28 protein-coding genes are annotated in these 26625 nt (G+C 70.8%); 14 read left to right on the top strand and 14 right to left on the bottom strand.

The window, feature by feature from the left end; all coding sequences use genetic code 11:
- Positions 1 to 6: 6 nt before the first annotated feature.
- From ectA to ACQEVM_RS19745, 5 genes are all read left to right on the top strand, one after another.
- A complete protein-coding gene (ectA, locus tag ACQEVM_RS19765; RefSeq protein WP_433080845.1) occupies positions 7 to 558 on the top strand; it encodes a diaminobutyrate acetyltransferase in 552 nt (183 codons plus the stop codon).
- 132 nt (positions 559 to 690) lie between these two features.
- Positions 691 to 1959, top strand: coding sequence for a diaminobutyrate--2-oxoglutarate transaminase (ectB, locus tag ACQEVM_RS19760; protein WP_433080843.1), 1269 nt, complete (start codon positions 691 to 693; stop codon positions 1957 to 1959).
- A 39-nt stretch (positions 1960 to 1998) separates the two neighbouring features.
- Positions 1999 to 2403 carry an ectoine synthase gene (locus tag ACQEVM_RS19755; RefSeq protein WP_267799288.1) on the top strand — a complete coding sequence of 135 codons (405 nt, stop codon included), beginning with the start codon at positions 1999 to 2001 and terminating at the stop codon, positions 2401 to 2403.
- A 31-nt stretch (positions 2404 to 2434) separates the two neighbouring features.
- The gene (gene thpD / locus ACQEVM_RS19750) at positions 2435 to 3334 is read left to right on the top strand and encodes an ectoine hydroxylase (RefSeq protein ID WP_433080841.1); all 900 of its coding nucleotides are present in this window, start codon (positions 2435 to 2437) and stop codon (positions 3332 to 3334) included.
- A 198-nt stretch (positions 3335 to 3532) separates the two neighbouring features.
- Entirely contained in the window at positions 3533 to 4810 is a 1278-nt protein-coding gene (locus ACQEVM_RS19745; RefSeq protein ID WP_433080839.1) for an Nramp family divalent metal transporter, read from the top strand.
- Positions 4811 to 4895: 85 nt separating this feature from the next.
- Here the strand turns inward: ACQEVM_RS19745 and ACQEVM_RS19740 are convergent, their stop codons facing one another.
- The gene (locus ACQEVM_RS19740) at positions 4896 to 5489 is read right to left on the bottom strand and encodes a TetR/AcrR family transcriptional regulator (protein WP_433080837.1); all 594 of its coding nucleotides are present in this window, start codon (positions 5487 to 5489) and stop codon (positions 4896 to 4898) included.
- Positions 5490 to 5662: 173 nt separating this feature from the next.
- Here ACQEVM_RS19740 and ACQEVM_RS19735 point away from each other — a divergent pair, with 173 nt between their 5' ends.
- Both ACQEVM_RS19735 and ACQEVM_RS19730 read left to right on the top strand, forming a co-directional pair.
- A complete protein-coding gene (locus ACQEVM_RS19735) occupies positions 5663 to 6862 on the top strand; it encodes a cytochrome P450 (RefSeq protein ID WP_433080835.1) in 1200 nt (399 codons plus the stop codon).
- Positions 6863 to 6867: 5 nt separating this feature from the next.
- The gene (locus tag ACQEVM_RS19730) at positions 6868 to 7089 is read left to right on the top strand and encodes a ferredoxin (protein WP_433080833.1); all 222 of its coding nucleotides are present in this window, start codon (positions 6868 to 6870) and stop codon (positions 7087 to 7089) included.
- Between the two features lie 47 nt (positions 7090 to 7136).
- On the opposite strand, the gene ACQEVM_RS19725 is transcribed toward ACQEVM_RS19730, so the two are convergent.
- Positions 7137 to 7691, bottom strand: a complete 555-nt coding sequence (locus tag ACQEVM_RS19725) for a hypothetical protein (RefSeq protein ID WP_433080831.1) — start codon at positions 7689 to 7691, stop codon at positions 7137 to 7139.
- A 396-nt stretch (positions 7692 to 8087) separates the two neighbouring features.
- Between ACQEVM_RS19725 and ACQEVM_RS19720 the strand changes: the two genes are divergently transcribed.
- The gene (locus tag ACQEVM_RS19720; protein ID WP_053678014.1) at positions 8088 to 8291 is read left to right on the top strand and encodes a cold-shock protein; all 204 of its coding nucleotides are present in this window, start codon (positions 8088 to 8090) and stop codon (positions 8289 to 8291) included.
- A gap of 163 nt (positions 8292 to 8454) precedes the next feature.
- On the opposite strand, the gene ACQEVM_RS19715 is transcribed toward ACQEVM_RS19720, so the two are convergent.
- Entirely contained in the window at positions 8455 to 8628 is a 174-nt protein-coding gene (locus ACQEVM_RS19715; protein ID WP_433080829.1) for a CsbD family protein, read from the bottom strand.
- Between the two features lie 210 nt (positions 8629 to 8838).
- Here ACQEVM_RS19715 and ACQEVM_RS19710 point away from each other — a divergent pair, with 210 nt between their 5' ends.
- From ACQEVM_RS19710 to ACQEVM_RS19695, 4 genes are all read left to right on the top strand, one after another.
- Positions 8839 to 9000: a hypothetical protein gene (locus ACQEVM_RS19710; RefSeq protein WP_053676175.1), complete on the top strand. Its 162-nt coding sequence runs from the start codon at positions 8839 to 8841 to the stop codon at positions 8998 to 9000.
- Between the two features lie 308 nt (positions 9001 to 9308).
- A complete protein-coding gene (locus ACQEVM_RS19705; RefSeq protein ID WP_433080827.1) occupies positions 9309 to 9677 on the top strand; it encodes a MerR family transcriptional regulator in 369 nt (122 codons plus the stop codon).
- 103 nt (positions 9678 to 9780) lie between these two features.
- Positions 9781 to 10341, top strand: a complete 561-nt coding sequence (locus tag ACQEVM_RS19700; protein ID WP_433080825.1) for an N-acetyltransferase family protein — start codon at positions 9781 to 9783, stop codon at positions 10339 to 10341.
- Between the two features lie 126 nt (positions 10342 to 10467).
- Positions 10468 to 10821 carry a hypothetical protein gene (locus ACQEVM_RS19695; RefSeq protein WP_433080823.1) on the top strand — a complete coding sequence of 118 codons (354 nt, stop codon included), beginning with the start codon at positions 10468 to 10470 and terminating at the stop codon, positions 10819 to 10821.
- Positions 10822 to 10902: 81 nt separating this feature from the next.
- On the opposite strand, the gene ACQEVM_RS19690 is transcribed toward ACQEVM_RS19695, so the two are convergent.
- Complete coding sequence (locus tag ACQEVM_RS19690; protein ID WP_433080821.1) at positions 10903 to 11307, bottom strand: hypothetical protein; 405 nt, start codon at positions 11305 to 11307, stop codon at positions 10903 to 10905.
- 282 nt (positions 11308 to 11589) lie between these two features.
- Positions 11590 to 12360, bottom strand: a complete 771-nt coding sequence (locus ACQEVM_RS19685; RefSeq protein WP_433080819.1) for a type 1 glutamine amidotransferase domain-containing protein — start codon at positions 12358 to 12360, stop codon at positions 11590 to 11592.
- Positions 12361 to 12860: 500 nt separating this feature from the next.
- On the opposite strand from ACQEVM_RS19685, the gene ACQEVM_RS19680 reads away from it, so the two are divergent.
- Complete coding sequence (locus ACQEVM_RS19680) at positions 12861 to 13856, top strand: AraC family transcriptional regulator (RefSeq protein ID WP_433080817.1); 996 nt, start codon at positions 12861 to 12863, stop codon at positions 13854 to 13856.
- Positions 13857 to 14003: 147 nt separating this feature from the next.
- Here ACQEVM_RS19680 and ACQEVM_RS19675 read toward each other — a convergent pair whose 3' ends face one another.
- Together ACQEVM_RS19675 and ACQEVM_RS19670 are read right to left on the bottom strand one after the other, a co-directional pair.
- Positions 14004 to 15503: a glycoside hydrolase family 18 protein gene (locus ACQEVM_RS19675; protein ID WP_433080815.1), complete on the bottom strand. Its 1500-nt coding sequence runs from the start codon at positions 15501 to 15503 to the stop codon at positions 14004 to 14006.
- A 229-nt stretch (positions 15504 to 15732) separates the two neighbouring features.
- Positions 15733 to 17100, bottom strand: a complete 1368-nt coding sequence (locus ACQEVM_RS19670; protein WP_433080813.1) for a mycothione reductase — start codon at positions 17098 to 17100, stop codon at positions 15733 to 15735.
- Between the two features lie 272 nt (positions 17101 to 17372).
- Between ACQEVM_RS19670 and ACQEVM_RS19665 the strand changes: the two genes are divergently transcribed.
- Positions 17373 to 17843 (top strand): Dps family protein, encoded by a 471-nt coding sequence (locus ACQEVM_RS19665; RefSeq protein ID WP_433080811.1) that lies wholly within the window; start codon positions 17373 to 17375, stop codon positions 17841 to 17843.
- A 336-nt stretch (positions 17844 to 18179) separates the two neighbouring features.
- Here the strand turns inward: ACQEVM_RS19665 and ACQEVM_RS19660 are convergent, their stop codons facing one another.
- From ACQEVM_RS19660 to ACQEVM_RS19630, 7 genes are all read right to left on the bottom strand, one after another.
- A complete protein-coding gene (locus ACQEVM_RS19660; protein WP_433080809.1) occupies positions 18180 to 18596 on the bottom strand; it encodes a hypothetical protein in 417 nt (138 codons plus the stop codon).
- Positions 18597 to 18656: 60 nt separating this feature from the next.
- Positions 18657 to 20087, bottom strand: a complete 1431-nt coding sequence (locus ACQEVM_RS19655; RefSeq protein WP_433080807.1) for a DUF2252 domain-containing protein — start codon at positions 20085 to 20087, stop codon at positions 18657 to 18659.
- Between the two features lie 166 nt (positions 20088 to 20253).
- The gene (locus ACQEVM_RS19650; protein ID WP_433080806.1) at positions 20254 to 20727 is read right to left on the bottom strand and encodes a hypothetical protein; all 474 of its coding nucleotides are present in this window, start codon (positions 20725 to 20727) and stop codon (positions 20254 to 20256) included.
- Between the two features lie 144 nt (positions 20728 to 20871).
- Positions 20872 to 21693 (bottom strand): YceI family protein, encoded by an 822-nt coding sequence (locus tag ACQEVM_RS19645; protein WP_433080804.1) that lies wholly within the window; start codon positions 21691 to 21693, stop codon positions 20872 to 20874.
- Positions 21694 to 21790: 97 nt separating this feature from the next.
- Positions 21791 to 24367, bottom strand: coding sequence for an MFS transporter (locus ACQEVM_RS19640; protein WP_433080802.1), 2577 nt, complete (start codon positions 24365 to 24367; stop codon positions 21791 to 21793).
- 37 nt (positions 24368 to 24404) lie between these two features.
- A complete protein-coding gene (locus ACQEVM_RS19635) occupies positions 24405 to 24866 on the bottom strand; it encodes a MarR family winged helix-turn-helix transcriptional regulator (RefSeq protein ID WP_433080800.1) in 462 nt (153 codons plus the stop codon).
- Between the two features lie 379 nt (positions 24867 to 25245).
- On the bottom strand, positions 25246 to 26325 hold the full coding sequence (locus ACQEVM_RS19630) for a chitinase (protein WP_433080798.1): 1080 nt from the start codon (positions 26323 to 26325) through the stop codon (positions 25246 to 25248).
- Positions 26326 to 26625 lie beyond the last annotated feature (300 nt).

The following is a 26625-nucleotide window of genomic DNA, read 5'->3' as shown; positions in this document are numbered from 1 at the left end:
GTCGGCATGACCACTGCACATGCAGACCTGGACCGCAGCCGAAGCGGCTACCTGGAGCTTCCCGGGGAGTTGCGCCTCGACAGCCCAGACGTGGAAGACGGAGCTTCCCTCTGGCGTATCGCTCGTGACTCGAAGACCTTGGACCTGAACTCCTCGTACAGCTACCTCCTGTGGTGCCGTGACTTCGCCGGCTCCTCGGTGGTCGCCCGTGACGAGAGCGGACGGCCCGTCGGGTTCGTCAGCGGATACCGCCGGCCCGAGGCCCCCGACACCCTGTTCGTGTGGCAGGTCGCCGTGGACGAGTCCCTGCGGGGACAGGGCGTGGCCGGGGCGCTGCTCGACGGCCTGTCCGTCCGCGAGGCGAGGAAGCAGCCCCTGCGCTGCGTCGAGACGACCATCACGCCCGACAACGCCGCCTCGGAGCGACTGTTCGCCGCGTACGCCGCGCGCCACGGCGCGCCGCTGACCCGCGAGGTCCTCTTCGCGCCCGGCGACTTCCCCGAGGCCGACACGCACGCTCCCGAGGTCCTGCACCGCATCGGGCCGCTGGCCTTCTGACCCGTCTCGGGCCCGGTTCTTCCCCCGTCCCACGACACCCCCACGTGGCCGGCCGCGTCGCCGATCCATGGCCGCGTCGCGCCACGTCGCACCTCCGCACGCCGCACGTCGCACATTCACAAGGAGATTTCGTTGACCATCACCGAGCCGCTTCTGAGTGTTTTCGAGACCGTCGAGTCCGAGGTCCGCAGCTACTGCCGTGCCTGGCCGACCGTCTTCGAGAAGGCGAGCGGCAGCCGGCTGTACGACGAGCGGGGGCGCGAGTACCTCGACTTCTTCGCCGGAGCCGGATCGCTCAACTACGGACACAACCATCCCGTGCTCAAGCGCGCCCTGCTGGACTACATCGAGCGGGACGGCATCACACACGCGCTGGACATGTCGACCACCGCGAAACGCGAGTTCCTGGAGACCTTCCAGTCGACGATCCTGGCGCCGCGCTCCCTCCCGTACAAGGTCATGTTTCCCGGGCCGACGGGGACCAACGCCGTCGAGGCCGCGCTGAAGCTCGCCCGGAAGGCCAAGGGACGCGAGGCGGTCGTCTCCTTCACCAACGCCTTCCACGGGATGTCCCTCGGCTCGCTCGCCGTGACCGGCAACGCCTTCAAGCGCGCCGGCGCCGGCGTGCCCCTGGTCCACACCACGCCCATGCCCTTCGACAACTACCTGGGTGGCCAGACGCCGGACTTCATCTGGTTCGAACGGCTGCTGGAGGACCAGGGGTCCGGACTGAACCAGCCCGCCGCCGTGATCGTGGAGACCATCCAGGGCGAGGGCGGCGTGAACGTCGCGCGCCCCGAGTGGCTGCGACAGCTGGCGGACCTGTGCCGGCGCCGCGACATGCTGCTCATCGTCGACGACGTCCAGATGGGCTGCGGCCGCACCGGCGAGTTCTTCTCCTTCGAGGAGGCGGGCATCACCCCGGACATCGTGACGCTGTCCAAGTCCATCAGCGGCTACGGGCTGCCCATGTCGCTCTGCCTGTTCAAGCCGGAGCTGGACATCTGGGAGCCCGGCGAGCACAACGGCACCTTCCGCGGCAACAACCCCGCGTTCGTCACGGCCACCGCCGCCCTGGACACGTTCTGGCGTGACGGAGGCCTGCGGGACCGCACCCTCCTGCAGGGCGCGCGGATCGAGCAGACGCTGAGCGAGATCTGCGCCGAGGACGGGGGTCCGGGAACGACCCACCGGGGCAGGGGCATGGTGTGGGGCCTGGAGTTCGAGGACAGCACCCGGGCGACCGCCGTCTGCCGGCAGGCCTACGAGCACGGCCTCCTCGTCGAGACCTCCGGTCCCGAGAGCGAGGTGGTCAAGCTCCTGCCGCCGCTCACGCTGACCCCCGCCGAACTGGAAGAGGGCCTGGAAATCCTGACGCGCTCCGTCCGCGAGACGGCCTGACCACCCTGCGCGTCGCATGTGAAGAGAGGTGAACGAAGAATGATCGTCCGTTCTTTCAAGGACATCGAGGGGACCGACCGGCACGTGAAGGCCGCGTCCGGGACCTGGGAGAGCAAGCGCATCGTGCTCGCACGCGAGCGCGTCGGCTTCTCCCTGCACGAGACCGTGCTCTACGCCGGCACCGAGACGTCGATGTGGTATGCGAACCACGTCGAGGCCGTCGTGTGCACCGAGGGCGAGGCCGAACTCACCGACGAGGAGACGGGCGAGAAGTACCTCATCACGCCCGGAACCATGTACCTGCTGGACGGCCACGAACGGCACACCCTGCGGGTCGCACGGGACTTCCGCTGTCTGTGCGTCTTCAACCCGCCCGTCACCGGGCGCGAGGACCACGACGAGAACGGCGTCTACCCGCTGCTCACCGAGCCGCACAGCGCCTGAGAAGACGTAGAGAGGAGAGGCGGGCAACATCATGATCACCACGACCGCGCGCACCACGGATACGTATCCGACCCGAGGATCCGAGGAGGTGCTGATCGGCCGTCAGGACCCCGTCGTCTGGTCGGCGCCCGGGACGCCGGGGCCGCTGTGGGGGCATGAGCTGGAAAGCTTCGAGCGACAGGGCTTCCACCCGGTGGACCAGCTGATCACCCCCGAGGAAGTCGACGTCTACCGCACCGAACTGGACCGCCTGGTCGCCGACCCGGCGATCCGGGCGGACGAGCGGTCGATCATCGAGCCCACCTCGGACGAGGTCCGCTCGGTGTTCGAGGTACACCGCATCAGCAAGGCCTTCGCGCAACTCGCCGCGGATCCACGGGTGGTGGGCGTGGCCCGACAGATCCTCGGGTCGGACGTGTACGTGCACCAGTCCCGGATCAACGTGAAGCCAGGCTTCGGTGCGCGCGGCTTCTACTGGCACTCCGACTTCGAGACCTGGCACGCGGAGGACGGGCTCCCGCGCATGCGAACCGTCTCGGTGTCGATCGCGCTGACGCCGAACTACCCGACCAACGGCGGCCTCATGATCATGCCGGGCTCCCACCGGACCTTCCTCGGCTGCGCCGGCGAGACGCCCAAGGACAACTACAAGAGGTCCCTGCAGATGCAGGACGCGGGCATCCCCTCGCAGGAAGCGCTCTCGAAGTTCTCGGAGGCCTGCGGCATCAGGCTGTTCACCGGCCAGGCCGGCTCGGCCACCTGGTTCGACTGCAACGCGATGCACGGTTCCGGGGACAACATCACCCCCTACCCGCGCAGCAACGTCTTCTTCGTGTTCAACAGCGTGGACAACGCGCCGGAGGAGCCCTTCGCGGCGCCCGTCCGCCGCCCCGAGTTCATCGCCGCGCAGGACGTCGTCCCGGTGCGCTGACCCCTGGGCCCTGTCGTCGAAGTGGCGCCGGTAAGGCCCGCCCGCACGTGTGACCTCACGGGGAACACCGTCGCCCTTCGGCGCGGTGTTCCCCGCACTCGTGCGTGCCCTCGCGCTTCCCGCCCTCTTGCGCGACCGCCGGCGAGCGGCTTTGGTGGCACGGGTTGCCACGGAAGGCCGACGGGAAGGCTGGGTCCCATGGCGGACAGCACGCGCATCGAAACCCGGCACGGCGAGGATCGTCCGCCACGCAGGGCGAGTTGGCGCCACATCGGCCCCGGCATCGTCGTCGCGGCGACGGGTGTCGGCGCCGGTGATCTCGTCGCGACGCTCATCGCGGGCGGCAAGTTCGGCTACACCCTGCTGTGGGCGGCCGTCATCGGCTGCCTGGTCAAGGTCTCCCTCGCCGAGGCGGTGGGGCGCTGGCACCTGGCCACCGGACGGACCCTCTTCGACGGCTGGCGCAGCCTCGGACCCTGGACCACCGTCTACTTCGTCGGCTACGTGGTCGTCTGGGGGTTCGTCTACGGCGCCGCCGCGATGTCGTCCAGCGCCCTCCCGCTGGCCGCGCTGTTCCCCGAGGTCATGGACCTGAAGGGCTGGGCCGTGCTGTGCGGCCTGGTGGGACTGGTCTTCGTCTGGTTCAACCGCTACGCCGTCTTCGAGAAGGTCATGACCGTCCTGGTCGGCGTGATGTTCCTGATCACGGTCTACCTCGCGATCCGGGTCACCCCGCACCTCGACGAGGCCCTCGCCGGCCTCGTGCCCGTCCTCCCGGACGGTTCGCTGATCTACACGCTCGGCCTGATCGGAGGCGTCGGCGGCACCATCACGCTCGCCGCGTACGGCTACTGGGTCAATGCCAAGGGGTGGACCGACACGGGCTGGATGAAGGTGATGCGGCTCGACAATCGCGTCGCCTACGTCACCACCGGGATCTTCGTGGTGGCCATGCTCTTCGTGGGCGCCGAACTCCTGCACTCCTCCGGCGCCGCGCTCGCCAAGGGCGACAAGGGGCTGCTGGACCTCGGCGGCATCCTGGAACAGCGCTACGGGGGCGTCACCGCCAAGCTCTTCCTGGTGGGGTTCTTCGCCACCTCGTTCACCTCGCTGATCGGGGTGTGGCACGGAGTCAGCCTGATGTTCGCCGATTTCACGACCAAAGTCCGACCCTCCCTCGTCCCGGCCGGAACGGATCGCGAGAAGTCCCTGCCCTTCCGGGCGTACCTGCTCTGGCTGACCTTCCCGCCCATCGGCCTGCTGTTCCTCGACCAGCCCTTCGGGCTCGTCATCGTGTACGGGGTGATCGGCGCGTTCTTCATGCCGTTCCTGGCCCTCACCCTGCTGTGGTTGCTCAACTCCACGCGCACGCCCACCGAGTGGCGAAACGGCGCGCTGAGCAACGCGATGCTCGCGGGCGCCGGCCTGCTGTTCGTGGTGCTGTGCGTGCAGCAGGTGCGCGAGCTGCCCTGGTAGTCACGCCGCCCCTCCCGAGGAAGGGGCGCCCGGATGTCGAAGAGCGCGAGGAACCGCCCGTCACGGTCCCGACGCCTCCGACGGACTACGCCTCGCCCGTGGGCGCCGCCCACAGGTGGCGCAGCGTGGTGAGGACGAGAGCGCACACCTCGTCCGGGTCGGCGCCCGCCAGCGGCTCGCGGGCCACGACGGTCCGCATCAGGCCGATGCCGAGGAGCCAGGCCATCGCCAGATCGGCGCGCAGGGCGCCGTCCGGCGCGTCGGAGAGCGAGGCCAACGCCCGCTGGTACTCCTCGCCGAGTTCACGCAGGGTCCCGGCGGCGTCCTCGCCGCGCCCCACCGACCGCAGGTACACCTCCAGGGAACGGTCGCCCGTGCCGGCGGCGCTGCTCGTGAGCATGGAGCGCAGCGCGGTCTCGAACAGCTCCTCGGGCGGGGTGGCCCGTACCTGCTCCAGACCTCCCCGCGCGAGCACCTCGGCGAGCAGTCCCTGTTTGGAGCCGAAGTAGCGGAACAGCAGCGCCTGGTTCGAGCCGGACAGTTCCGCGATGTCGCGGACGGTGGCCCGCTCGTATCCCCGCTCGGCGAACAGGTCGCGCGCCGCGTCGAGTATCCGGCGGCGGGTGGCCGAGGCGTCGCGGCGGCGCTCGCCCGCGCGCGGGCCCCTGGCTTCGTCCATCGTCGCTGTCCTCGTTCCGCCTTCTCGTCTTGGCTCCGCGTCGTGCGCCGGCGCGTTCCGCGTGCGCCGGTCGTTCTTGGGCGGCCTGTCAGGATAACGACGTCGAGGCCCCGTTGACCGTCCGAAGGGACCGTTCTACGTTTGTAAGCAGTCGCTTACATATGGAGGCCGCGATGCCCGCACCGGACACCGACACCACCGCGCCCCTGGCCTATCCCTTCAACTCCGCCGAGGGGCTCCGACTCGCCGACGCCTACGAGGAGGTTCGGGAGAGCCCCGGACTCTTACGCGTTCAACTGCCCTACGGCGAGAGCGCCTGGCTGGTCACCCGCTACGCCGACGCCCGTCTCGTCCTCGGAGACCGGCGCTTCAGCCGTGCCGAGGGCGCCCGCCACGACGAACCCCGCCAGTCCGAGGGGCGCTCCGACAGCGGCATCCTCGCCATGGACCCGCCCGACCACACCCGACTGCGGTCCCTGGTGGCCCGCGCGTTCACCGTCCACCAGGTGGAGAAGCTACGGCCCCGGGTGCGCGAACTCACCTCGGGACTCCTCGACGACCTGGAGGCGGCCGGCCCGCCCGCCGACCTCGTGGACCGGTTCGCGCTCCCCCTGCCCGTCGCCGTGATCTGCCGGATGCTCGGGGTCCCCGAGGAGGACCGACCCCGCTTCCGCGTCTGGAGCGACGCCGCCCTGTCGACCAGCTCCCTCAGCGCCGCCGAGTTCGAGGCCAACCGCGAGGAACTGCGCGACTACATGCGCACCCTGATCCACCACCACCGAGCCCGACCGCAGGACGACCTGATGACGGCCCTCATCGAGGCCCGCGACGGATCCGACCGGCTCTCCGAGCTGGAACTGGTCGACCTGTGCGTGGGCATCCTGGTCGCGGGCCACGAGACCACCGCCTCACAGATTCCCAACTTCACCCTCACCCTGCTGGAACACCCCGACCAGCTCGCCCTGCTGCGATCACGCCCCGAACTCATGTCCAACGCCGTCGAGGAACTGCTGCGCTTCGTCCCGCTGGGCAGTGGCGCCAGTCAGCCGCGCTACGCCACCGAGGACGTGGAGGTCGGCGGCACCCTGGTGCGGGCCGGCACCCCGGTGCTGGTCGCCACCGGCGCCGCCAACCGCGACGCGCTGCGGTTCAGTGCCCCGGGCGTCCTGGACATCACCCGCGACGGCGTCCCACACCTCGGCTTCGGCCACGGAGTCCACCACTGCCTGGGTGCCCCGTTGGCCCGCCTCGAACTCCAGGAGGCGTTGGCCGCCCTCGTCACCCGATTCCCCGGCCTGCGCCTGGCGGGTGACGTGACGTGGAAGTCGCAGATGCTGGTCAGGGGCCCGCGCGTGATGCCGGTCGGGTGGTGAGCGCCATGCCCGGGAAGTGGACCGTGCGCGCGGACCGGCGGATGTGCATGGGCTCGGGGATGTGCGCCGCCGTCGCCCCCGAGGTGTTCGTTCTGGAGGACGAGCACGCCTCGGTGCGGACGCCGGAGACGGACGAGGACGCCCGGGTGCTGGACGCGGCGGACATCTGCCCGGCGGGGGCCATCACGGTGCACGAGGCGGGAACGGTGATCGCCCCGCGCCCGTAGGGCGTGCCGCCACCGCACGGTGGCCGGCCCGTCTCGGGGCGGGCGGTTCAGTGGCCGGCGGCGACCTTGACCAGGGCGACCGCGGTTCCGATGACCGCGTCCACCACCCCGGCCAGTAGGGCGAAGACGGTGCCGGACCCCATGCGGATGCCCCCGTAGCACCCCCAGGTGAACAGGCCGGCGACGTTCACCCCGGCCGAGATCAACAGGCCGGTGTGCACGTCGATCGCGGTCAGTGCCGCCACCGCGAGCAGGGTGAGGGGGCCCGCCGCGGACAGCAGCAGGGGGCTGCTGACGGACAGCATGTGGCGCAGCTCGCGGCCGGTGGCGAAGCGGCCGTGGACGACGCGGTGGGCCTGTTGGTCCGCGACCAGGGAGGCCAGCCACAGGCCGACGGCGGTCGTGAGGATCGTGGCCGCGGCCTCGCCGGTGGTGGTCTGGCTGAAGCCGGCGAGCCCGACCACCACCGAGATCATGGTGATCGTCGCGTACAAGCGCTCCTTGAGGCGCGCGGCGGCGAACAGAGGGTCGTCGTCGAGGGCCTTGTCGGGTGCGGGACCGTGAGCGGGGTACCCGGCCGCCGGGGTCTCGTCGTGGGTCATGGTGCACACCGTAGGGGCGGTGAGGCGTCGCGACCGGCAGGTGGTGGCGGGACCGGTGCCGTGTCCGGAACGTTCGGCGTGCGCGCGGCCCGGTCGGGCCTCGATGCGCCTCGATGCCGAATTTCTGTGCCGGCGGACACAGAAAGAGGAGAAAGGTGCGGGCAGGGTTTCTCGCCTCTCGGGAGGGTCCGGATTTTGGGCCGATTTCACCGAGTCCGGGCGTGCTACTGTGATTTCAGTTGCAGTTGTGGTTCCCAAACTTCGAGTGTGCTCACCGGTCGTTCCGGCCGGTGAGGGTGCTTTTGTGTTTCCGGCATTTTCCGGACGGGAAGATCATGCGGCGACTCGAAATCTGCATGGTGTGGATTTCTGGGCTGTGCCCCGAAGGAGATTGACATGGCGAATGGCACCGTGAAGTGGTTCAACGCGGAAAAGGGCTTCGGCTTCATCGAGCAGGAGGGTGGCGGGCCGGACGTGTTCGCCCACTACTCGAACATCGCCTCCCAGGGCTTCCGTGAGCTGCAGGAAGGCCAGAAGGTGAGCTTCGACATCGCGCAGGGCCAGAAGGGCCCGACGGCCGAGAACATCGTCACGGCCTGACGTTCGCGACACCGCGTGGCCGGGGCCCGCACCTTCGGGTGCGGGCCCCGGCTCGTTGCGTTCTCACGCGCCCTTGGTGCGCTCCGCGCAGCCAGGGCAAACGCCTGTGGGCGGCCCCGACCGAGTCGGGGCCGCCCACAGGCGTTCTCGGATTCCGAGGAGGTCAGTGCTTGAAGGTGTCCTTGACCTTCTCCTTGGCCTCGCGGGCATCGCCCTTGGCCTGGTCGGCGCGGCCTTCGACGGTGAGGCGCTCGTTGCCGACCGTGCGGCCCGCGGCTTCCTTGACCTTGCCCTTGGCCTGCTCGGTCTTGGCCTGGGTCTTCTCTTCAGCCGACACAACCATCACTCCCAAACATTGAGAAAGTCTCTTGCCTCGCTTCGTATGACCCGTTCTCGGGCCCGCAAACAGGGTGGGTGTGAACGGTGGTCGAGCGAGCCGGTCGGCGGGGCGACATCGACTTCCCGCCTGGGACGATAAAAAACGCATAAGTTTTGTGCGCATGCGTGGGCCGGGCGCGGGCAGTCGGCGTTTCGGAGGTTGATGACAATGGTTCCCCTGCTTCTCGTTCTTCTGCTCGCTCTGATTCTCTTCGGTGCCGGTTTCGCGGTGAAGATCCTCTGGTGGGTCGCCATCGCGGTTCTGGTGCTCTGGCTGGTGGGCTTCGTGGCCCGCCCGAAGGGTGGGAGTGGCCGCTGGTACCGCTGGTAGTCTCGCCCGACACGGCACGGTTCTCGGGGCTCGTTCCTTTCCAAGGAGCGGGCCCCGCCGTCGTGTTCGACCGACACCGCGACGGGCCGCATCGCGTCTGACGGCCCGACGCGTTCCGGCGCCGGGGCGGCGTCCACCCGCCGGTCGCCGCCCCGGCCGCGCGTTCTCCCGGCTCCGCCCGTCCGGGCGGGTGGGCGGACACCGTGAGCCGGAAGCGGCGGGCGCCGGCGGATGGTGTTGAATTCTCTCGGGGCCCCGGTGCCACATGGCAGCGGGGCCTTGACGCGTTCCCGTCCGATGAGGTGGAAGTGACAGAAGAGAACCCGATCGATCGTCTCGACGACGACGACTACCCCGCCTACACCATGGGCAGGGCCGCCGAGATGCTCGGAACCACGGCCGGTTTCCTCCGCGCGATCGGTGAGGCCCGCCTGATCACCCCGTTGCGCTCGGAGGGCGGCCACCGCCGATACTCCCGCTATCAGCTGCGGATCGCCGCCCGCGCCCGGGAACTCGTCGACGGCGGAATGGCCATCGACGCCGCCTGCCGCATCGTCATCCTCGAAGACCAGCTCGAAGAGGCCCAGCGCCTCAACGCCGAGTACAGAAAGGCCGCGGCGCAGTCGCCCGCCGACCCCGACTCCGGCCGCGACCACGAGCCCGATCGGGGACGCTGAGCCGCCCCGCGCGTGCGAGACCCGATCCGACCCCCTCCGCGAGGTGACGCTGCCGGGCCCCGACGTCCCCGCTCGGCCGAGGGGCCCGTGGCACCATCGGCCCATGCGCTACCGATACGCCACCGAGGCCGACGCGCCCGCCATGGCCGCGCTTTTCTCCGCCAACCATCACGACGCCCTGACCGCGGAGCAACGCCGCGCCCAGGGCTTCGTACAGGGTGCCTTCGACGAGGCGGCGCTGCGCACCATGGCCGGGGACGGGGAGCTGCTGGTCGCGGACGAGGAGGGGCGGCTCGCCGGTCTCCTCGCACTCTCCGTCGCGGCGGACCTGCCCACGCCACCGCCACCGGTCCTGGGGCTGCTCGCCGCCCAGGACGCACTGGAGTGGCGAGGACGCCCCCTGGGCGACGTGCGCTGGTTGCTCTACGGGCCCGTCGTGGTCGATGCCGCGTTCCGCGGCCGAGGGGTGGCACGCGCGCTGTTCGCGAACGCCGTCGCCGAGGCCTCCGGACGAGCCGAGGCGGTGGTCGCCTTCATCGAGGAGGGGAACGCGACGTCCTGGCGGGTGCACGTCGACGGCTTCGGGATGACCCCGCTCGGCACCTACGAGGCCGGTGGACGCACCTACCACGCCATCGCCGCCCCGGCGGACGGACCCTCCTGACCGCCGCGGCAGCCGTGCCCGTCTCCTCCCGGACGCCACGCCGAGGGAACGCGGCGGATCGATTCGCCTCGCCGGGCACTCCTAGGGTCGGTTACCGAATCCCCCACGGAAGGTACTGATCCGCCCATGAAGCTCCGTCACAACGCCGCCGCAGCCCTCGCCTCCCTGGCCCTCGTCCTGACGATGCCCGGTTCGGCGTCGGCCGCCGTGGGCGAGTTTCACTACAAGTTCGTCGACGAGTTCGGACAGGAACAGTCCGTCGCCCTGCAGAACCCGCACAGCGGCAAGTGCGTCAACCTGTACGCGGTGGGCGAGGACGACGAACTGCCCGGCTACGGACCTCAGAACTCGACCGACTCCACCGTCACCGTCTACCTCGGCGCAGGCTGCACCGGAGCGCAATGGCGGCTGCGGCCCCACGGCAAGCCCGCGACCGACGAACTCGAAGTGCGCTCGGTGCGGTTCGACGTCAAGGCCTAGCCTCCGTGGGGCGTTCCCGCGCCGACGCCCCCGTCGCCCGCAGCGGGAACGCCCCACACGTCGGTGGTGGAGGCCTTCCGATCAGCGGGTGGTCATCACCACCCGGCTCGAACCGTCGGGGAGGCCCGCGATGGCGACCTGGTCCCCCGCGAAGGCGCCGGCGCGGCCCGGCCAGGGCGCGGTCCGGAAGGGGGTCCACTCGCCGGAGCGCTCGCGCGTGCTGTGGTGGACGTTCCCGTCGAGTCCGACGGTGAGGACCTGGCTGTTCCCGTTGGACATGCCGGTGATCGCGACGGACTCGGCGCCCATCATCGCGGTGGACACCCCGGGCGGGCCGTTCCAGCCCCACCAACTCCCGTTGGCCCGACGGATGGTGTGCCAGGTGTTGCCGTCGTCGCCGATGGCCACGATCTGACTGTCACCGCCGGGCAGCGTGGCGATGGCGAGGGCGCGACCTCGGAAGTCGGGAGCGTTGACGCCCGCCACGACCGACCAACCGGTCCAGGAGCCATCGGCCCGACCGGCGTCGCTGCGGAGACGCCGGGGGCCGTGCCCAGTCCCAGTCCCAGTCCCAGTCCCAGTCCCAGTCCCACGATCGTGGATCCGGTGGCCAACCGGAGACGAAAGCCCATGTGAGTTCCCTTTCGGTTCGATGGTGCCGGTGTTCGGGGCACGGCCCCGGTGTTCCGTACGCACGCACGCACGCGCCGGTGACCGGTGACCGGTGACCGGTGACCGACGCGCGACCTCGTGACGGACCGAGCGGGGTCACATCTCCCGGGCCGGCTCCGCCAGGTGGGAGCGGACCAGGGCCAGGTAGTCCGCCGCCAGGCGGTGGCAGTCGCCGGGCCAGCGGGCGGAGAGGTAGTTCCCGTCGCGGACCGTGAAGCCGCGCCCGGGCTTCGCGGCGGTGTCACGGACGGGGAGCGGCGGTCCGGCCAGGAAGTGGCTCGGGTCGGCGAGGGCCGCGGTCACCTCGGCCTGGACGGTGGTCGGATAGGTGCGGTAGTACCGCCCCAGCCACAGCCGGGTGAGGTTCCAGGCGGTGAGTTCCAGCAGCGAGGTCAGTGCCGTCGTCCGCCGTCCGTACAGGACCGACCGCCCCGTCGAGGGGTCTTCGGCGCGCGCTCCCAACAGCACGCCGTGACACACGGCGCCCACCGGCAGCCCGACGGTGAGGACCCGGGCGAACAACCGCTGGGCGGTGGTGTTCTCCAGCAGGGTACGCATTCCCGCGGCGTGCCCACCGGGGACGAAGAGCCCCGTCAGCGCCGCCGGATCGACCCGCGCGTAGGACAGGGGCGCCCGGAACGACGGGTCGTCGATGAGCCGCCGGTACGCGTCGAGTTCGGCGCGGCGGGTCATCAGCCACGGGGAGAGCCAGGAGAAGCCGACATCGGTGAGCCTGTGGTCGGCCAGGGCGACCTTCCCGTCGGGTGTCGCGAACCGTACGTCGAGACCGGCATCGCGCAACGCGGCCCACGGCACCGCCGCCTCGGTCGGGTCGTAGCCGGAGGCGGGCAACAGGAAGACGATCACGGAGTACTCCTCGGGCCGGCGCTGTGCCGGCGGGTGCGGGCCAACTCGGCGGCGCCGCGCGGTCCCTTGTCTCGCAGGGTCCGCAGGGCGCGCCGGCCGGCGGTGATGACACTGATGCGTCGACCCCGACGCCGCAGCGCGCGAAGGTCGACGGTGAACCCCGGACCGGGGCGGGTCGGCAGGGACAGGGCGCTGCGGCCGGTCGGCGGGACAGGGAGCCGCGGTCGTGGCCGAAGGGGCCGGTCAGAACGGCGTCCCGCAGCCGCGGCGGCCACGACGGAACGGCGTCGGAAGCGCTGCCGCGACGTGGTACGGCTCGATGCGTGACAGGACGGGCACGATGATCCTCTCGGTGTGTGCGGCCCGACCCTAGGAGCGCCCGGGGGGCGCGGTCATTCACCCCGGCGGCCACCTCGTTGACTTCCCGGACCGCCGGCGGTCGGAGCCGGGCCCGCCGCGGCCGGTTGACGGGAGGCCCGCCCCCGCATTGACTGACCGCCATGTCCGGCATACAGCCCTCCACCGTCGCCGCGTGCTACGCCCGCGCGGTGCTGAGCGCCACCACGGAGGGCGCCGACGAGCCCGGTGTCTGGAACTCGCCCATGGAACGGTTGGGATTCACCGAGATGCGCGAGTTGTGGGAGACGGTGATCGGTACCGAGGGCGCCGATCCCCACACCGGCCTGCTCGTCGGGGACCGGATCCGGCCGGGGAGCCTGCACGTACTCGGCCACGTGGTCCTGACCTGCGCGAGCCTCGCCGACGCCGCCGACGCCGCGGCGCGCTACCACCCGCTGGTCAGCCAGGCCGGTACGGTCACCCTGCACCGCGGCGAGGACCGGACCCGCATCCGCTACCGGCCGACCGTGGATCCCGCGACCATGCATCCCCAGCAGGTGGAGGCGATCCTCACCGGCATGGTGAGAGCGGCACGCTGGGTCGCCGGAGACGACTGGGCGCCCGGATCCGTGTCGTTCACCCACCCGCGCGCCGGCTCCGCGGAGCCCTACACGCGTGTCCTCGGCTGCCCGGTCACCTTCGACGCGCCCGAGAACGCGATCACGGTGGGCAACGAGGACCTCGACCGGCGCCGCGCCCCCTGCGACCCTGAACTGGGCGCCCTGCACCGGGCCTACGCCGACCGGCTGCTGCACGAACTGTCGAAGGCGGTGACCACCGGGGAGCGGGTGCGCCAGTGGTTGGAACACGCCCCGCTCGACGGCACGGGCCCCGCCGAACCGGGCAGGGAACTGAACCTCAGCGCCCGGACGCTGCGCCGGGCCCTGCAGGAGGAGGGCACCTCGTGGCGGGCACTCCTCGACGCCGCCCGCCACACCCGGGCCCGGCGCCTGCTGGAGACCACGGACCTGCCGTTGGACCGGGTCGCCCCCCTGGTCGGCCTGAGCGGTGCGACGGCCCTGGTCCGGGCCTTCACCCGCTGGGAGGGCATCACCCCCGGCACCTACCGGGGCCGGCACGCGGGAGCGACCCGCTGAAACGCGGACGTGTCCGGCCGCCCGCCGTGCGTCGGCGGACGCGGCGGGCAGCCGGACACGGGGGAGGGGCCACGCGTTCGCGCCTTGCCCTCGGACCGGGCCCGTCGTCGTGGCTTCGCCTTGCCGGTGCCACGTCGACGGCAGATGCTAGCGGAGCGCGCCGAACGCCTTCGTGAAGGCCAGCGGCTGCTGGAGGATGGAACTGCACGTCGGATCGGCGTGGTTCAGGGCGCCCTGCGCACACTGGCGGTCGCGCGTCGCGGACCACATCGCCAACCGGCCGATGCCCTTCGACTTCGCGAAGTCCACGAGCCGCGTCGCGTCCGCGACGGTGAAGACCTCGTTGGCGACGTCGTTGACGCCGATCATGGGCGTGACGGCGACCGCCTTCCAGGCGGCCGCGTCGGTGAGCCCGAGCACTCCCTTGATCTGGGCCTGGGTGGCCGTCGCGGCCTGGACGGCGTACTGACCCATGTCACCGCCGTACGCGGGCCCGTAGTCCATGGCCATGATGTTGACGCCGTCGATCCGTACACCGGCCCGCTTCGCGTCGGCCAGCAGGGCGACGCCGGGCTGGGTGAGCCCCTCCGGCATCACCGGCAGGGTGAAGGCCACGTCCAACCCCGGGTGCGACTTCTGGAGCGCGGCTATGGCCTGCGCGCGGCGTGCGTTGGCCGCGGTGTCGGGCAGCGCGGCGCCCTCGATGTCGAAGTCCACCTTGGTCAGGCGGTACTGGTCAATGACCTTGCCGTAAGCGGCGGCCAACGCGTCGGCCGTCGCGCAGTTCAGGGCCAACTCGTGCCCGGCGGCGCCACCGAAGGAAACCCGGACGTCACCGCCCTTGCCCCGCAGCGCCCCGATCTGCGCGGCCACCTTGTCGCTCGCGAGGTCCGTGACACCGCCCCACAGCGGTGCGCAGCCGCCACCGGAGGTGATGAAGGCGAGGTGGAACTCGTTCACGCCGGTCCTGGTGGCGGTGTCGACCAGGTCGTAGGCCGGGTACAGCGAGGTGTCCACGTAGGGCGCGAAGCGCGCCCCTGCGGTCGGGGCGCCGGTGACCGGCGGGGGAGTGGGGGTGGTGGGTGTCGCGGTCGGTGACGCGGTCCGCGTGGGTCGGGTGGAGGGCGCCGGGGTGACGGGGGCCGTCGCACTCGCGCTCGCCGACGGGGTGGGTGTCGGACGGCCCCCGGGCGGGGGCGTCGCACCCTGCTCCACGGAGCACTTCACGCCGTTGATCAGGCAGGCCGTCGGGTTGCCCGGGGTGCCGGTTCCGCTCGTCACGAAACCCACCGTGACGGAGGCGCCGGCCGCGAGCCGTTTGTTCCAGTTCGCGGGCTTGACGGTGACGTGCCGGCCGTCGACCGTGTGGGTGCCGTTCCACAGGGAGTCGATCCTCGTGCCGGCGGGCAGGTCGAACCGGAGGGTCCAATCGGCCTGTTCCTGTGCGGTGTTGTTGGTGATCACATACTGACCGGTGTAACCACCCGTCCAGGAACTGGACTTGGTGTAGACGGCTCCGACCGCGGCGGCCTGCGCGGTACCGGTGAACGCGAACGCGGCGCCACCGATCACCGCCGCGGCCGCGATCACGCCTGTTGCCTTCGCCGTCTTGCTCGTCCTGCGCCGGTGCCCGGTCGTGCTGCCCATCGCGTGCCTGCCTCTGAGTTGCTGGAGATCCGAGTTGCCGGAAATCGGGGGTGCGGCAGCACGCTAGCCGCCCCGAAACGGACATCGGTTCGATTCGAGGCGGCGGGTGTGACTCTTAGGTTCCGCTTAAGGCGGGGGTAAGCGGGGGCTGAGGAACGGGACCGGCGGGGGCGGCCGACCCGTCCCGGGCGGGGGCGTCCGACACGTCCCGGGCGGGACGCGGGTCGGGTCAGAGGTCGAGGTCGAGGAGGGCGTTCTCGACGACCTCGGTGAGAGCCGGGTGGATCCAGTACGGCTCCTTGGCGAGCGAGAGCGCGTCGATCCCCCGCGTCATGGCCAACACGAGGGGCTGGATCAGAATGGCGGCCTGGGGCCCCATGATGTGCGCGCCGAGCAGGCGTCCGGTGCCGGGCTCGGCGAGCACCTTGCAGAAGCCGGTCGCGTCCTCCATGGCCCAGCCGTACGCCACGTCCCCGTAGGAAGCCGTACCGACGAGGAAATCGTCCCCGCTGTCGCGGCATTCCGCCTCGGTCGCGCCGATCGAGGCGATCTCGGGGCGGGTGAAGACGGCGGACGGCACGAGGTCGTGGTCGGCGCCGATGAGCTCGTCCGGATGGCGGAGGTTGTGCGAGACGACCTCGGCCTCGCGGTTGGCCACGTGCTTCAGCGGTACCGGCGTACAGACATCACCGAGCGCGAACACCCCTTCCGCAGTGGTGCGTTGATGTCCGTCCACCACGATGCGTCCGTCGTCGTGGGTGCGGATACCGGCCGCCCCGAGTGCCAGCCGGTCGCCGTTGGGGATCCGTCCGGCCGCAACCAGCAACATGTCCGCCTCGACCGTCGACCCGTCGTCGAGAGTCAGGGTCAACGCGCCCGCCTCCCCCCTCACGGCCGTCAGTTCGCGCCCGAGCCGCAGGTCGTGGCGGGTGCGGGCCAGCTCTGTGAAATGCTCGGCGACCGTCTCGTCCTGCGGGCCCAGCAGGTACGGCTCGGTCTCCACGACGGTGATCCCGGTTCCCGTCGCGTGGAAGACCTCGGCCAGCTCGGCGGCGATGTACCCGCCGCCCAGCACGGCCAGTCGGCGAGGCGGTGCGTCGATCCGCATGACGGTGTCCGAAGTCTCGTACGGCACCCCGGACTCGACCACCACGGGCGGTACCGCGGGACGGCTGCCGGCCGCGACGACGATCTGCCCGGCGGAGACGTCCACGGCGCCGCCGTCCATGTCGACGCGCAGTCGGCGGGGACCGGTGAAGCGCGCCGTACCCTCGTACACCGTGACGTTGGCCGCGTCGAGGCGGCCCTGCCGGCCCCGCGCGCGTTGCGCGTCCAGTCGCCCGAACACCCGGTCGCGGACCTCGCGCCAGTGCACGGCGCGCAGTCGCGCGTCCACGTCGTAGGTGTCGGCGCCGAGCACGGTACGTGCCACATGGGCGGTGTAGGCCAGCATCTTGCTCGGAATGCACCCGGCGTTCAGGCAGGTCCCGCCGAACCACTTCTCCTCGACGATGGCCACGTCGAGATCGGCGAACGACTCGTCGATGACCGCGTTGCCGGATCCCGCACCGATGACGATCAGATCGTGATGACGCATCGCCCCAGCGTACGAGGGGCAGGCGACGTGTGGAGGGCGCCCCGCTCCGCGGGGTGCGGCCGGATCCTCGGACGCGCCGCCCTCTCGTGCGCACCGTGGGGGAGGGGTCCATTCGGTCCCCCGAAGTGGACCGTTTTGATGCGTGTGGGTGGGGTAGGCGGCATTTCATCCGGTAATCAAACTCATCGGTGGAAGAATCCCCGGATGTCACCCGAGGCGTCAGCCGAGGCGACCCGGGACGACCACCGACCGCGTTGCGAATGGAGAACCCCGTGTCCGTCGTGAAGAGTGCCCTCCCGGCTGCCGACCTGAAGATCGTCGGCGAAGCCCTGCAAGGCGCGCTGGTGGATCTGGTCGACCTGGCCCTGGTCGCCAAGCAGGTGCACTGGAACGTGGTGGGCCCCCGCTTCCGCTCCGTTCACCTGCAGCTCGACGACGTGGTCGTCTCGGCCCGCACGCACTCCGACGTGGTGGCCGAGCGTGCCTCCGCCCTCGGCGTGACCCCGGACGGGCGGGCGTCGACCGTGTCGTCGTCCAGCGGCATCGCCGAGGTGAAGGCCGGTTGGATCAAGGACGTCGACGCGGTGAAGACCCTCGTGGACGGACTGGCCGCGGTGGTCACCCGGATGCGCGAGCGCATCCAGGCCACGGGCGACGCCGATCCGATCACCCAGGACATCCTCATCGGCCTGACCGGCGACCTGGAGAAGCACCACTGGATGTTCCAGGCCGAAAGCGCCTGACGCGGTCACGACCGCGTGGTGCCGCCGACCTGGGCTTGATGCGGTTCACGGCGTTTCGTGAGAGGTCGGAGCGTTCCGCGAACGTATGGAATCCCGCCGGAATCCCGCCGGATTTCGAGATCCGAGCGGAAGGATTCCGGAACGCCGCGACTCTGCGCCAGGTGCCGCGTGAGGAGATGTTCCAGTCACGCCCCGGCTGAAGTTCAGGCAGCCGGGGCGCTGCTGCGCCGGATCGCTTCCATCTCAGGCCTACCCGAACGGGGCAGCGTCCGTGACTCCCGCTCCACTCGGGGCCAGGTCGGCGCGAGACCGGACGGCGGCCCGGGGCGACGGTGTCTACCCACGGTGCTCACGCCCCTCTCGTACGTACGTGATCGGGACCACGGTCTCGGGGGTGTCCAGCCAGGGCGAGTGTGCACCGTCCGCTGTGACGGGCATCCGGTAGCGCTCGATCTCCGGGTGGCCGGCCGCGGTCCACCAGGCGTGCGCCTGCTCCATTTCGTCCCACAAGTCGCGGGCGCCGAACTGTCGCGTGCTGAACGCGTCGGACCGTTCGCCGTCCCAGTCCACGCAGGCCCAACTCGGGCCGTCCGTATCGGCGAGCCACAGCCGGACGGGGGCTTCGTCACCGGAGGTGTCCCAGGAGTGCCAGGCGCCCGGGACGGACCGCCCGATGTGGAACTGTGCGGCAAGGTCGTCCCCGGCGACCGCCCACGGCCGCGGCGCTGGACGCGGTGGACGAGCACCAGCCATAGCCAGGGGCTCGTCTCGCGTCAGGGGACGGCGGCGTTCAGCGGGACGACACCGGGCCGGTCACGCCGACACGGCCGAGACGCGGCCCGCGGCGATTGCTTCCGTGAGGCGGACGTGGTCGCGCTCGTTGAGGTCGGCGTAGCCCTCCGCGAAGCGCAGTACCGCACGGTCGAAGACATCGCGCCGGCCCAGGTACGCGGCGATGGCGATCCGGTCGCCGGAGCGGGCGTGCGCCCGCGCGAGGGTGGCGCCGCACAGCTCGGCGAAGACCCTCATGCCGCGCGGCACCATCTGCGCCGGGTCCACGATCCCCTTCCAGTCCAGCAACTGGCGTACGTAGAAGTCCCGGCGCCGGCCGTCGTTCCCGCGGACCTGCTGCCAGCCCAGGAAGATGTCACCGGCGGCCTGCATCAGCCGCTGCCCGGCGACGACGCGTTCCCCCTGCGTGGCGAACTCGCTGCCACCGGCGTGCGCGGCGAGCACCGATTCGCCCGCCTCCTTGGCCTGGAGGATGAGCGGGTCCTCGTCGTCCCGGCCCAACAGGAGCACGACCCAACACCTCATGCCGACACTGCCGACACCGACCACCTTGCGCGCCATGTCCACGACGCGGAACTGCTCCAGGAGGTGCCGCCGGTCGGGGGTGAGGCTGTCGCCGTAGTCCTTGACCATGCCGCGGATCTCGCCTTCGAGCGCGGCGCGTTCCTTGTCCTGGATCAGCTCGGAGACCGGTGTGATCAGGCGTGGAGCGGCGGCGAACCGGCGCTCGCCCCCGACGACCTCGGTGAGCTTCTCGAAGGCCCGCATGCTGTCGCGTCCCCGTGCCTTCGTCAGTTCCGCGGAGACGCGCTTGCGACCGCGCGCGGCCAGCGCGCCGGCCGCCACCGCCTCAAGCTGCGCCTCGTCGACCCGCGCGTACCAGACGTCGAGGGTGCGCATGGCGGCGAAGCGGCGCATCTGCTCGCGGTAGGACCGCACCCCGGCCCGCACGATCGAGGCGCACTCGTCGTCGGCGAAGGAGTTCTCCCGCGCGGCGATGACCAGGCTGACGGCCAACCGCTTGACGTCCCACTCCCACGGACCGGGCAGCGTCTCGTCGAAGTCGTTGATGTCGAAGAGCAGGTTCCGCTCCGGGGAGCCCAGCAGACGGAAGTTCAACAGATGAGCGTCCCCGCAGAGTTGAACGCGGAGTCCGGAATCGGGTGTGTGGCCCAGGTCGCCCGCCATGATGGCTGCCGCACCGCGGTAGAACCGGAACGGCGACTGCGACATCCGTCCGTAGCGCAGCGGTACGAGTTCCTGTACCCGGGTGGCGGACTGCCGCTCGATCACGTCGATCGGGTCCGTCCGGTCCGCGGACGCGTCGAACTCGCCGTGTGCGGAACGGGGCGTCCGCCGTCGTGCGGCCCGTCCGAGGGCGGCGCGCTCCTCGGCGGAGAGCGGCGGCGGTCCGGCGCCGGCCGTCCTCGAGGTCGCCTTGCGCTTCGTCATCGCTGTGAACCTCCAGGCCGCCTCTGGGCCGGCGTCTCCCGGTACGGGCGCGTCGCTCCGACCTCGGCTCCGCGCCCGTGTGTCTCCGGTTCTCCGGTGTCTGCGAAGAGGTCCGTCGGTTCCGCGCCCGTGCGGCCTTCGCCGCCGTGCTCACGCCCGGACCGGCTCAGTAGAAGAGCTTGTACGTGACGTCCTTGGGGATGGGGGAGGGCACGGTGTCGGTGTAGAGGAGCCGGACCGTGGTGAACCGCTGCACCTCGGGGTGCGCGGGCCACGGCTTCGGATTGCTGAAGGTCACGGTCACCGGGTGGGGGTGGAACCGACCGGCCGCACAGTAGGGGCGGCAGTCGTTCACCATGTTGGTTCCGGTGGCCGTGGCGGTCTTCGGGCCCCAGGTGTCCCAGTCGAGGCGCACGAGGCGGCTGTTGCCGTCGCCGCACGCCAGCAGGTAGTCCTCGGGCCGCACCTGGGCCTCGTTGGAGCAGTCGAGCACCACGAGGGGTTCCGGTGCGGCGCGCGTCTGCGCGGAAGCGGGCACGGCGCCCGCCACGAGGGCGGCGGCCGCGCACAGCAGGGTGGCCGTCCTTACCCCGACCCGGGGCGTCGCGGGAGTGAGCCCGCCGTCTCCTGAAGTGACCACAAGACCCTCCTTGACCGGGCCGTCCCGACATCGGTACTGCCGTAGCCCTGATCAGCTTCCCCCATCCGGGCGTACCGCGCACCCGCTGCGCGGCCGAACGCGGGCCCGCCGGGCGAGGCGCTCGCGGACGGCGGGCGTCGCGCGCTACGCCCCGGGCAGCGACTCGCCCTGTACCGCCTGGATGTCCAGCTCCACCTTCAGCGTCGTCCCGATGGCGGCGATGCCCGCCCGCACCACCTGGTTGTAGTTCATCGCGAAGTCCTCGCGGTGGAGATCCGCGGTGGCGCGGAACGCGGCGCGCGTGCCGCCCCACGGGTCGGCGCCGGTGCCCAGGTAGGCGAGGTCCAGGTCCACGGGCCGTACGACGCCGCGCATGGTCAGCTCGCCGTGCACGGTCCAACGGTCGGACCCGGCGGGCGTCAGACCCGTCGATCGGTACGAGAGCGCCGGGTACGTCTCCACGTCCAGGAAGTCGGGCGACTTCAGGTGCCCGTCGCGCAGCTCGTTGCCCGTGTCGATGGACGCGGCGCCGATCCTCGCCTCCACACGGGACGCGGACACCGCGTCCGGGGAGATCTCGATCCGGCCGGTGAACTCGGTGAACCGCCCGTGCACGCTGGAGATGCCCAGGTGCTGTGCGACGGCGCCCACGGAGGAGTGCGCCGGGTCGATCGTCCACGGTCCGGGCGGCGGCAGCTCCGTACCACCCTGACGGGCGAGGACGACCTTGCCGACCTCGGCGCGTCCGCCGGCCGTGACGATCGCGCTCGACGCGCTGGGCGCGTAGCCGACCGCGGTGACTATGACGGTGTACGCCCCCGGCGCCAGCGCGGTCGTGTCGCGTACGGCTCCGTCGGCGTCGGCCTCGGCGCGGACCACCTGCGCGCCCGTCATGTCGGTCACCGTGACGACCGCGTGCGACACGGCCCATCCGTCGCGCGTGAGGATCCGTGCGGTCAGTCCCATCCCGTTTTCTCCCTGCCAAGCATGTCGAGATCGTCTGAAAGTGGCCGGCCCGCGGGGCGCGCCTCCGATCGGGGCGCGCCCCGCGGGCCGGGTCCGGCTACTCGCCGGGGTGGGCCAGCTCGATGTCGTGGTCGTCGACACCGCGCACGCCCACGCTCAGGGCCGTGGCCACCGGCGGGTAGCTCGTCGCGATGACGGTGTACTCACCGCTGTCCAGGTCGGTGAAGGCGTACGCGCCGTCCGCGCCGGTCCTTGCCGTGTCGACGACGTTGCCCGCCGTGTCGATCAGCGTGACCCGCGCGTCGCCGAGCGGGCCGTGCGGCGCCCGTACGACACCCTGGACCCGTGCGCCGGGGCTCAGCTCGACCTCGACCCGGGTGACGCCGGCGCCGCCGACCTCGACGTTCAGGGCTGCGGGACGGTGCCCGAGGGCGTTGACCGCGATGGTCACCGAGCCCGGCACCATCTCGGCGAAGGAGAACTCTCCCTGCTCGCCGGTGGTCGCGGACGCCAACACGTCACCGCGGACGTCGGTCACGATGACCATGGCGTCCTTGACCGGGTCACCGCTCCCGGCGGCCCGGACGAGACCGCTCAGCCCGCTCGTACCGCTCAGCAGGATGTCGTACGCGACCGGCTCGCCGTTGACCACGATCGTGGACGCCTGCGGCTGGAAGCCGTCGGCCGAGGCGATCAGGACGTACGAGCCCGAGCCCGGCGCGTCGACGGCGTACGAGCCGTCGGCACGCGAGACCGACCGGCCCAGCTGCCGTCCCGCGAGGGAGATCAGCGTCACGGCCGCCTGGGGTACGGGCGCGCTCTCGGAGCCGCGCACGTAACCGCCCACCGGAGTACCACCGTTCACGGGACCGGTCCCTTCGTTCGCCACCGCGGTGACGACGGTCGACTGCTGCGTTGCCCCGGGCCCGGCGTCGTCGTCCGTGCCGGGTCCGGCTTCGGTCGCGGTCTCGGACCGCGCCGTGCGCTCCGCGCCGGAGGTCTCGGCGGACCGTGACGCCGAGGTCGTCACGGACGCGGGGACCGCGACGTCGTCGCTCCGTCCCGGGCCGGCCTCGACGGGCGAGGCGGCCTGCTCCAGACCGCCCGACGTCCGCAGCGGGACCTCCTTGATGAAGATCGTGACGAGGAAGGCGACCAGTGCGAGCGGCGCGGCGATCAGGAAGACGTCCGCGATGCCGTGGCCGTACGCGCTCTCCATGACGGTGCGCAGCGGGCCCGGCAGTTTGTCCATGTCCGGGATGCTGCTGCCGGAGCTGGAGCCGGCGGCGGCCGCCGCGTACTTCGGGTCGAGGGTGGCGAGCCCGTCCTGGGCGTAGTGGGTGATCCGGTTGGCCATCACCGCGCCGAGCGCGGAGACGCCGATCGCGCCACCGAGGGACCGGAAGAAGGTCACCGTGGAGCTGGCCGAACCGAGGTCGGACGGCGCCACCTGGTTCTGGGTGCACAGCACCAGGTTCTGCATCATCATGCCGATGCCGAGGCCCAGCAGCGCCATGAAGATCGCGATGTGCCAGTACTCGGTGTCGTAGCGGATCGTGCCGAGCAGGCCCAGACCCGCGGTCACCAGCACGCCACCGCAGAGCAGCCACGCCTTCCACTTGCCGGTCTTGGTGATCACCTGGCCGGAGACGGTGGAGGAGACGAACAGACCGGCGATCATCGGGATCGTCATCACGCCCGACATGGTCGGGGACTTGTCGCGGGCCAGTTGGAAGTACTGGCTGAAGAACACCGTGCCGGTGAACATCGCGACACCGACGAACAGCGAGGCGATCGACGACAGCGCGATGGTGCGGTTGCGGAACAGTCGCAGCGGGATGATCGGTTCGGCGGCCTTGGACTCGACGAGCACGAACAGCAGCCCCAGGGCGATCGATCCGCCGACCATGGCGAACGTCTGCCACGAGATCCAGTCGTACTTGTCACCGGCGAACGTGACCCACACCAGCAGCAGCGACACCGCGGCCGAGATGAAGAACGCGCCGCCCCAGTCGACCTTGACCTCGCGCTTGACGACGGGCAGGTGCAGGGTCTTCTGGAGCACGATCAGCGCGATGATCGCGAAGGGCACGCCGACGTAGAAGCACCAGCGCCAGCCGAGCCAGTCGGTGTCGGTGATGACGCCGCCGAGGAGCGGTCCGCCGACGGTGGCGACGGCGAAGGTCGCGCCGAGGTAGCCGCTGTAGCGGCCGCGCTCGCGCGGGGAGATCATCGCGGCCATCACGATCTGTGCGAGGGCGGACAGGCCGCCGACGCCGATGCCCTGGACCACGCGGCACGCGATGAGCGTCCCCGCGTTCTGGGACAGGCCGGCGGCGGCCGATCCCAGCACGTAGATGACCAGGGCTATCTGGACGAGTGCCTTCTTGCTGTACAGGTCGGAGAGCTTGCCCCACAGGGGGGTGGCCGCCGTCATGGAGAGCAGTGCGGCGGTCACGACCCAGGTGTAGGCGGACTGGCCGCCGCCCAGGTCGCCGATGATCTCGGGCAGGGCGTTGGAGACGATCGTCGACGACAGGATCGCGACGAACATGCCGAGCAACAGCCCGGAGATCGCCTCCATGATCTGCCGATGCGTCATCGGTGCGCCGTCGTGGCCGCCTCCGTGCTTGGCGTGAGAGCCCCGCACACCGGCTGGTGTGGTCGTTGCCATGGGCTTCCTAACGTTCTTCGTGCGGGTGTACGGGTGATCAGTTCATTCGTGTGCGGTGCACGCCGCCGGAGCGGCAGTCACCGAAGCTCTCGCGCAGCCGGGACATGAGCCGGACGAGCCGGCCCACCTCCTCGTCGGACCAGTCGCTCAACCGGTCGGCGAGCAGCTGCGAGGAGCGTCGGGACAGCTCGTCGAGCTGTTCTCCTCCGGCGGCGGTGAGGTGCAGGATGCGTGAGCGTTTGTCGGCCGGATCGGGGCGTCGTTCGATCCAGCCCCGGTCCGCGACGTGCGCGACATGACGGCTGGTGACGGACATGTCCACGGAGAGCAGCTCGGCGAGCCTGCTCATGCGCATGTCCCCGTGCCGGCCGAGGAGGTGCAGCACGGCGGCGGATCCGGCCGGGCAGTCCTGGGGCAGGATCCGCCCCAGGTCCCTCTTGACGGCGCCGATGGCACTGAGCTCGCGGGCCAATTCCTCGTACTGCGCCCGTTCGGCCATCGCACCTCCTGCATCGTTGCTTCAGGCAACCGTAAAAGTGGTTGGTTGCTCCAGGCAAACCAGGAAGGGCGTATGGAGCTAAAAAGTTGACAAAGGCAAGCATTGGCGAACGTAAACCCGCAGGTGAGCGGCCTGGCGGCCGGGGGCGGTGCGGGAAGGGCCCACTCACCAGGTAATCCTGGGATCACGCTGCGCGGTCGCGAGGTTCCCGTGCCGGATCGGTGCGACGTCGACGGTCACGGTGTTGCCCCCGCAAAGAGGGCGACGCTCGACCGAGGCGCGTCCGGGGCCTCGGTCGAGCGTCGCCCTCTTTGGCGGGGCGGGGGCGGGGGCGGGGCTGGCAGGTGGGGCGGGGTCGGCAGGTGGGGGTCGCCGTCGGTCAGCGGCCCTGGATCGCCTTGACGTTGTTGCCGAAGGTCCAGTTCCTGGCGCCGTCCCAGTTCACGGACCAGGTCATCAGGCCCTTCAGGCCGTTCCCGTACTTGTTCCAGGCCTGCGCCACCAGTGTCGGGCTCATGTGACCGCCGCCCGCGCCCGGCTGGGCCGGGAGCCCGGGGACCTGCTTGTCGTAGGGGACCTTGATGGTGGTGCCCTGGACGACGAGGCCCTTGTTGAGGCAGTCGGTCTGCGCCGTGAAGCCCTGCACGGTGCCGGCGGAGTAGGAATCGCCCGAGCAGCCGTACATGCTGCCGTTGTAGTACTGCATGTTCAGCCACCACAGGCGGCCGTTGTCGGCGTACTTCTTCACGATGGGGAGGTAGGCGCCCCAGATCGAGCCGTACGCCACGCTGCCACCCGTGACGTAGGCCGTCTCGGGTGCCATCGTGAGGCCGAAGTTCGAGGGCATCCGGGCGAGCACGCCGTCGATGATGCGGATGAGGTTGGCCTGCGAGGCCGACAGTGTGGTGATGCTTCCGCTGCCGACGAGGCCGGTCTCGATGTCGATGTCGATGCCGTCGAAGTTGTACTTCTGCAGGATCGGCACGACCGTCGCGACGAACCGGTCGGCGACGGCGCCGGAGCTGAGGTCGATGCCCGCGGCGGCGCCGCCGATGGACATCAGGATGGTCTGGCCGGAGGCCTTGGCCTGGCACATCTCGGCAGGTGTGGCCACCTTCACCGTGGAGTCCATCCCGTCCTCCCACAGGACGGTGCCGTCCGAGCGGATGACCGGGAAGGCGGCGTTGATCACGTTGTAGCCGTGGCTCTGGATGCGGCTGTCGGTGATCGGGATCCAACCGAGAGGCGGGTGAACGCCGTTGGCGGCCCCGTCCCAGTTCTCCCAGTAGCCCTGGAGGACCTTGCCCGCGGGCCTCGACTTCACGGCGCAGGTGTCGGCCCGCGGGGCCGGGTCCTGGGCGGAGGCCGGGGTGGCCGCGATCAGGCCCGGCAGGGCGAGGGTGACGGTCAGGGCGGTGGCCAGGCCGACCGGTATCAGGCGTGTACCGCGAGGGAGCATGGTGAGGTGCCTCCTGGACTGTGGGGAACCCGGGGAGGTGCGTGGGGTGATGGACCAGACGGTAGGGAGGTCTCGACCGACGGTCAATAGGTCTGGACCAAGTCCCCTGGGGGTATGGGGTGTTCACGAAGGGCGGGAACAGGACATTGCGATTGCCGTGCCCGCAACTTCGCTCAAAACCGGTTAAGTTGACCTCCCGTCCCGAGCGTCGACGACGCGCGACGCACCGTGCGCACGCACGCCCGACGGGAGCGACCGCGTCCCGGGGAGGGCGAGTCGCGAGCGGAGACCCGAGAGACA

The organism is Streptomyces sp. CA-243310, from assembly GCF_050936775.1.
Lineage (GTDB): Bacteria > Actinomycetota > Actinomycetes > Streptomycetales > Streptomycetaceae > Streptomyces.
Note: the sequence above shows the minus strand (reverse complement) of the source record. Positions and strands in the feature narration are given on the sequence as shown.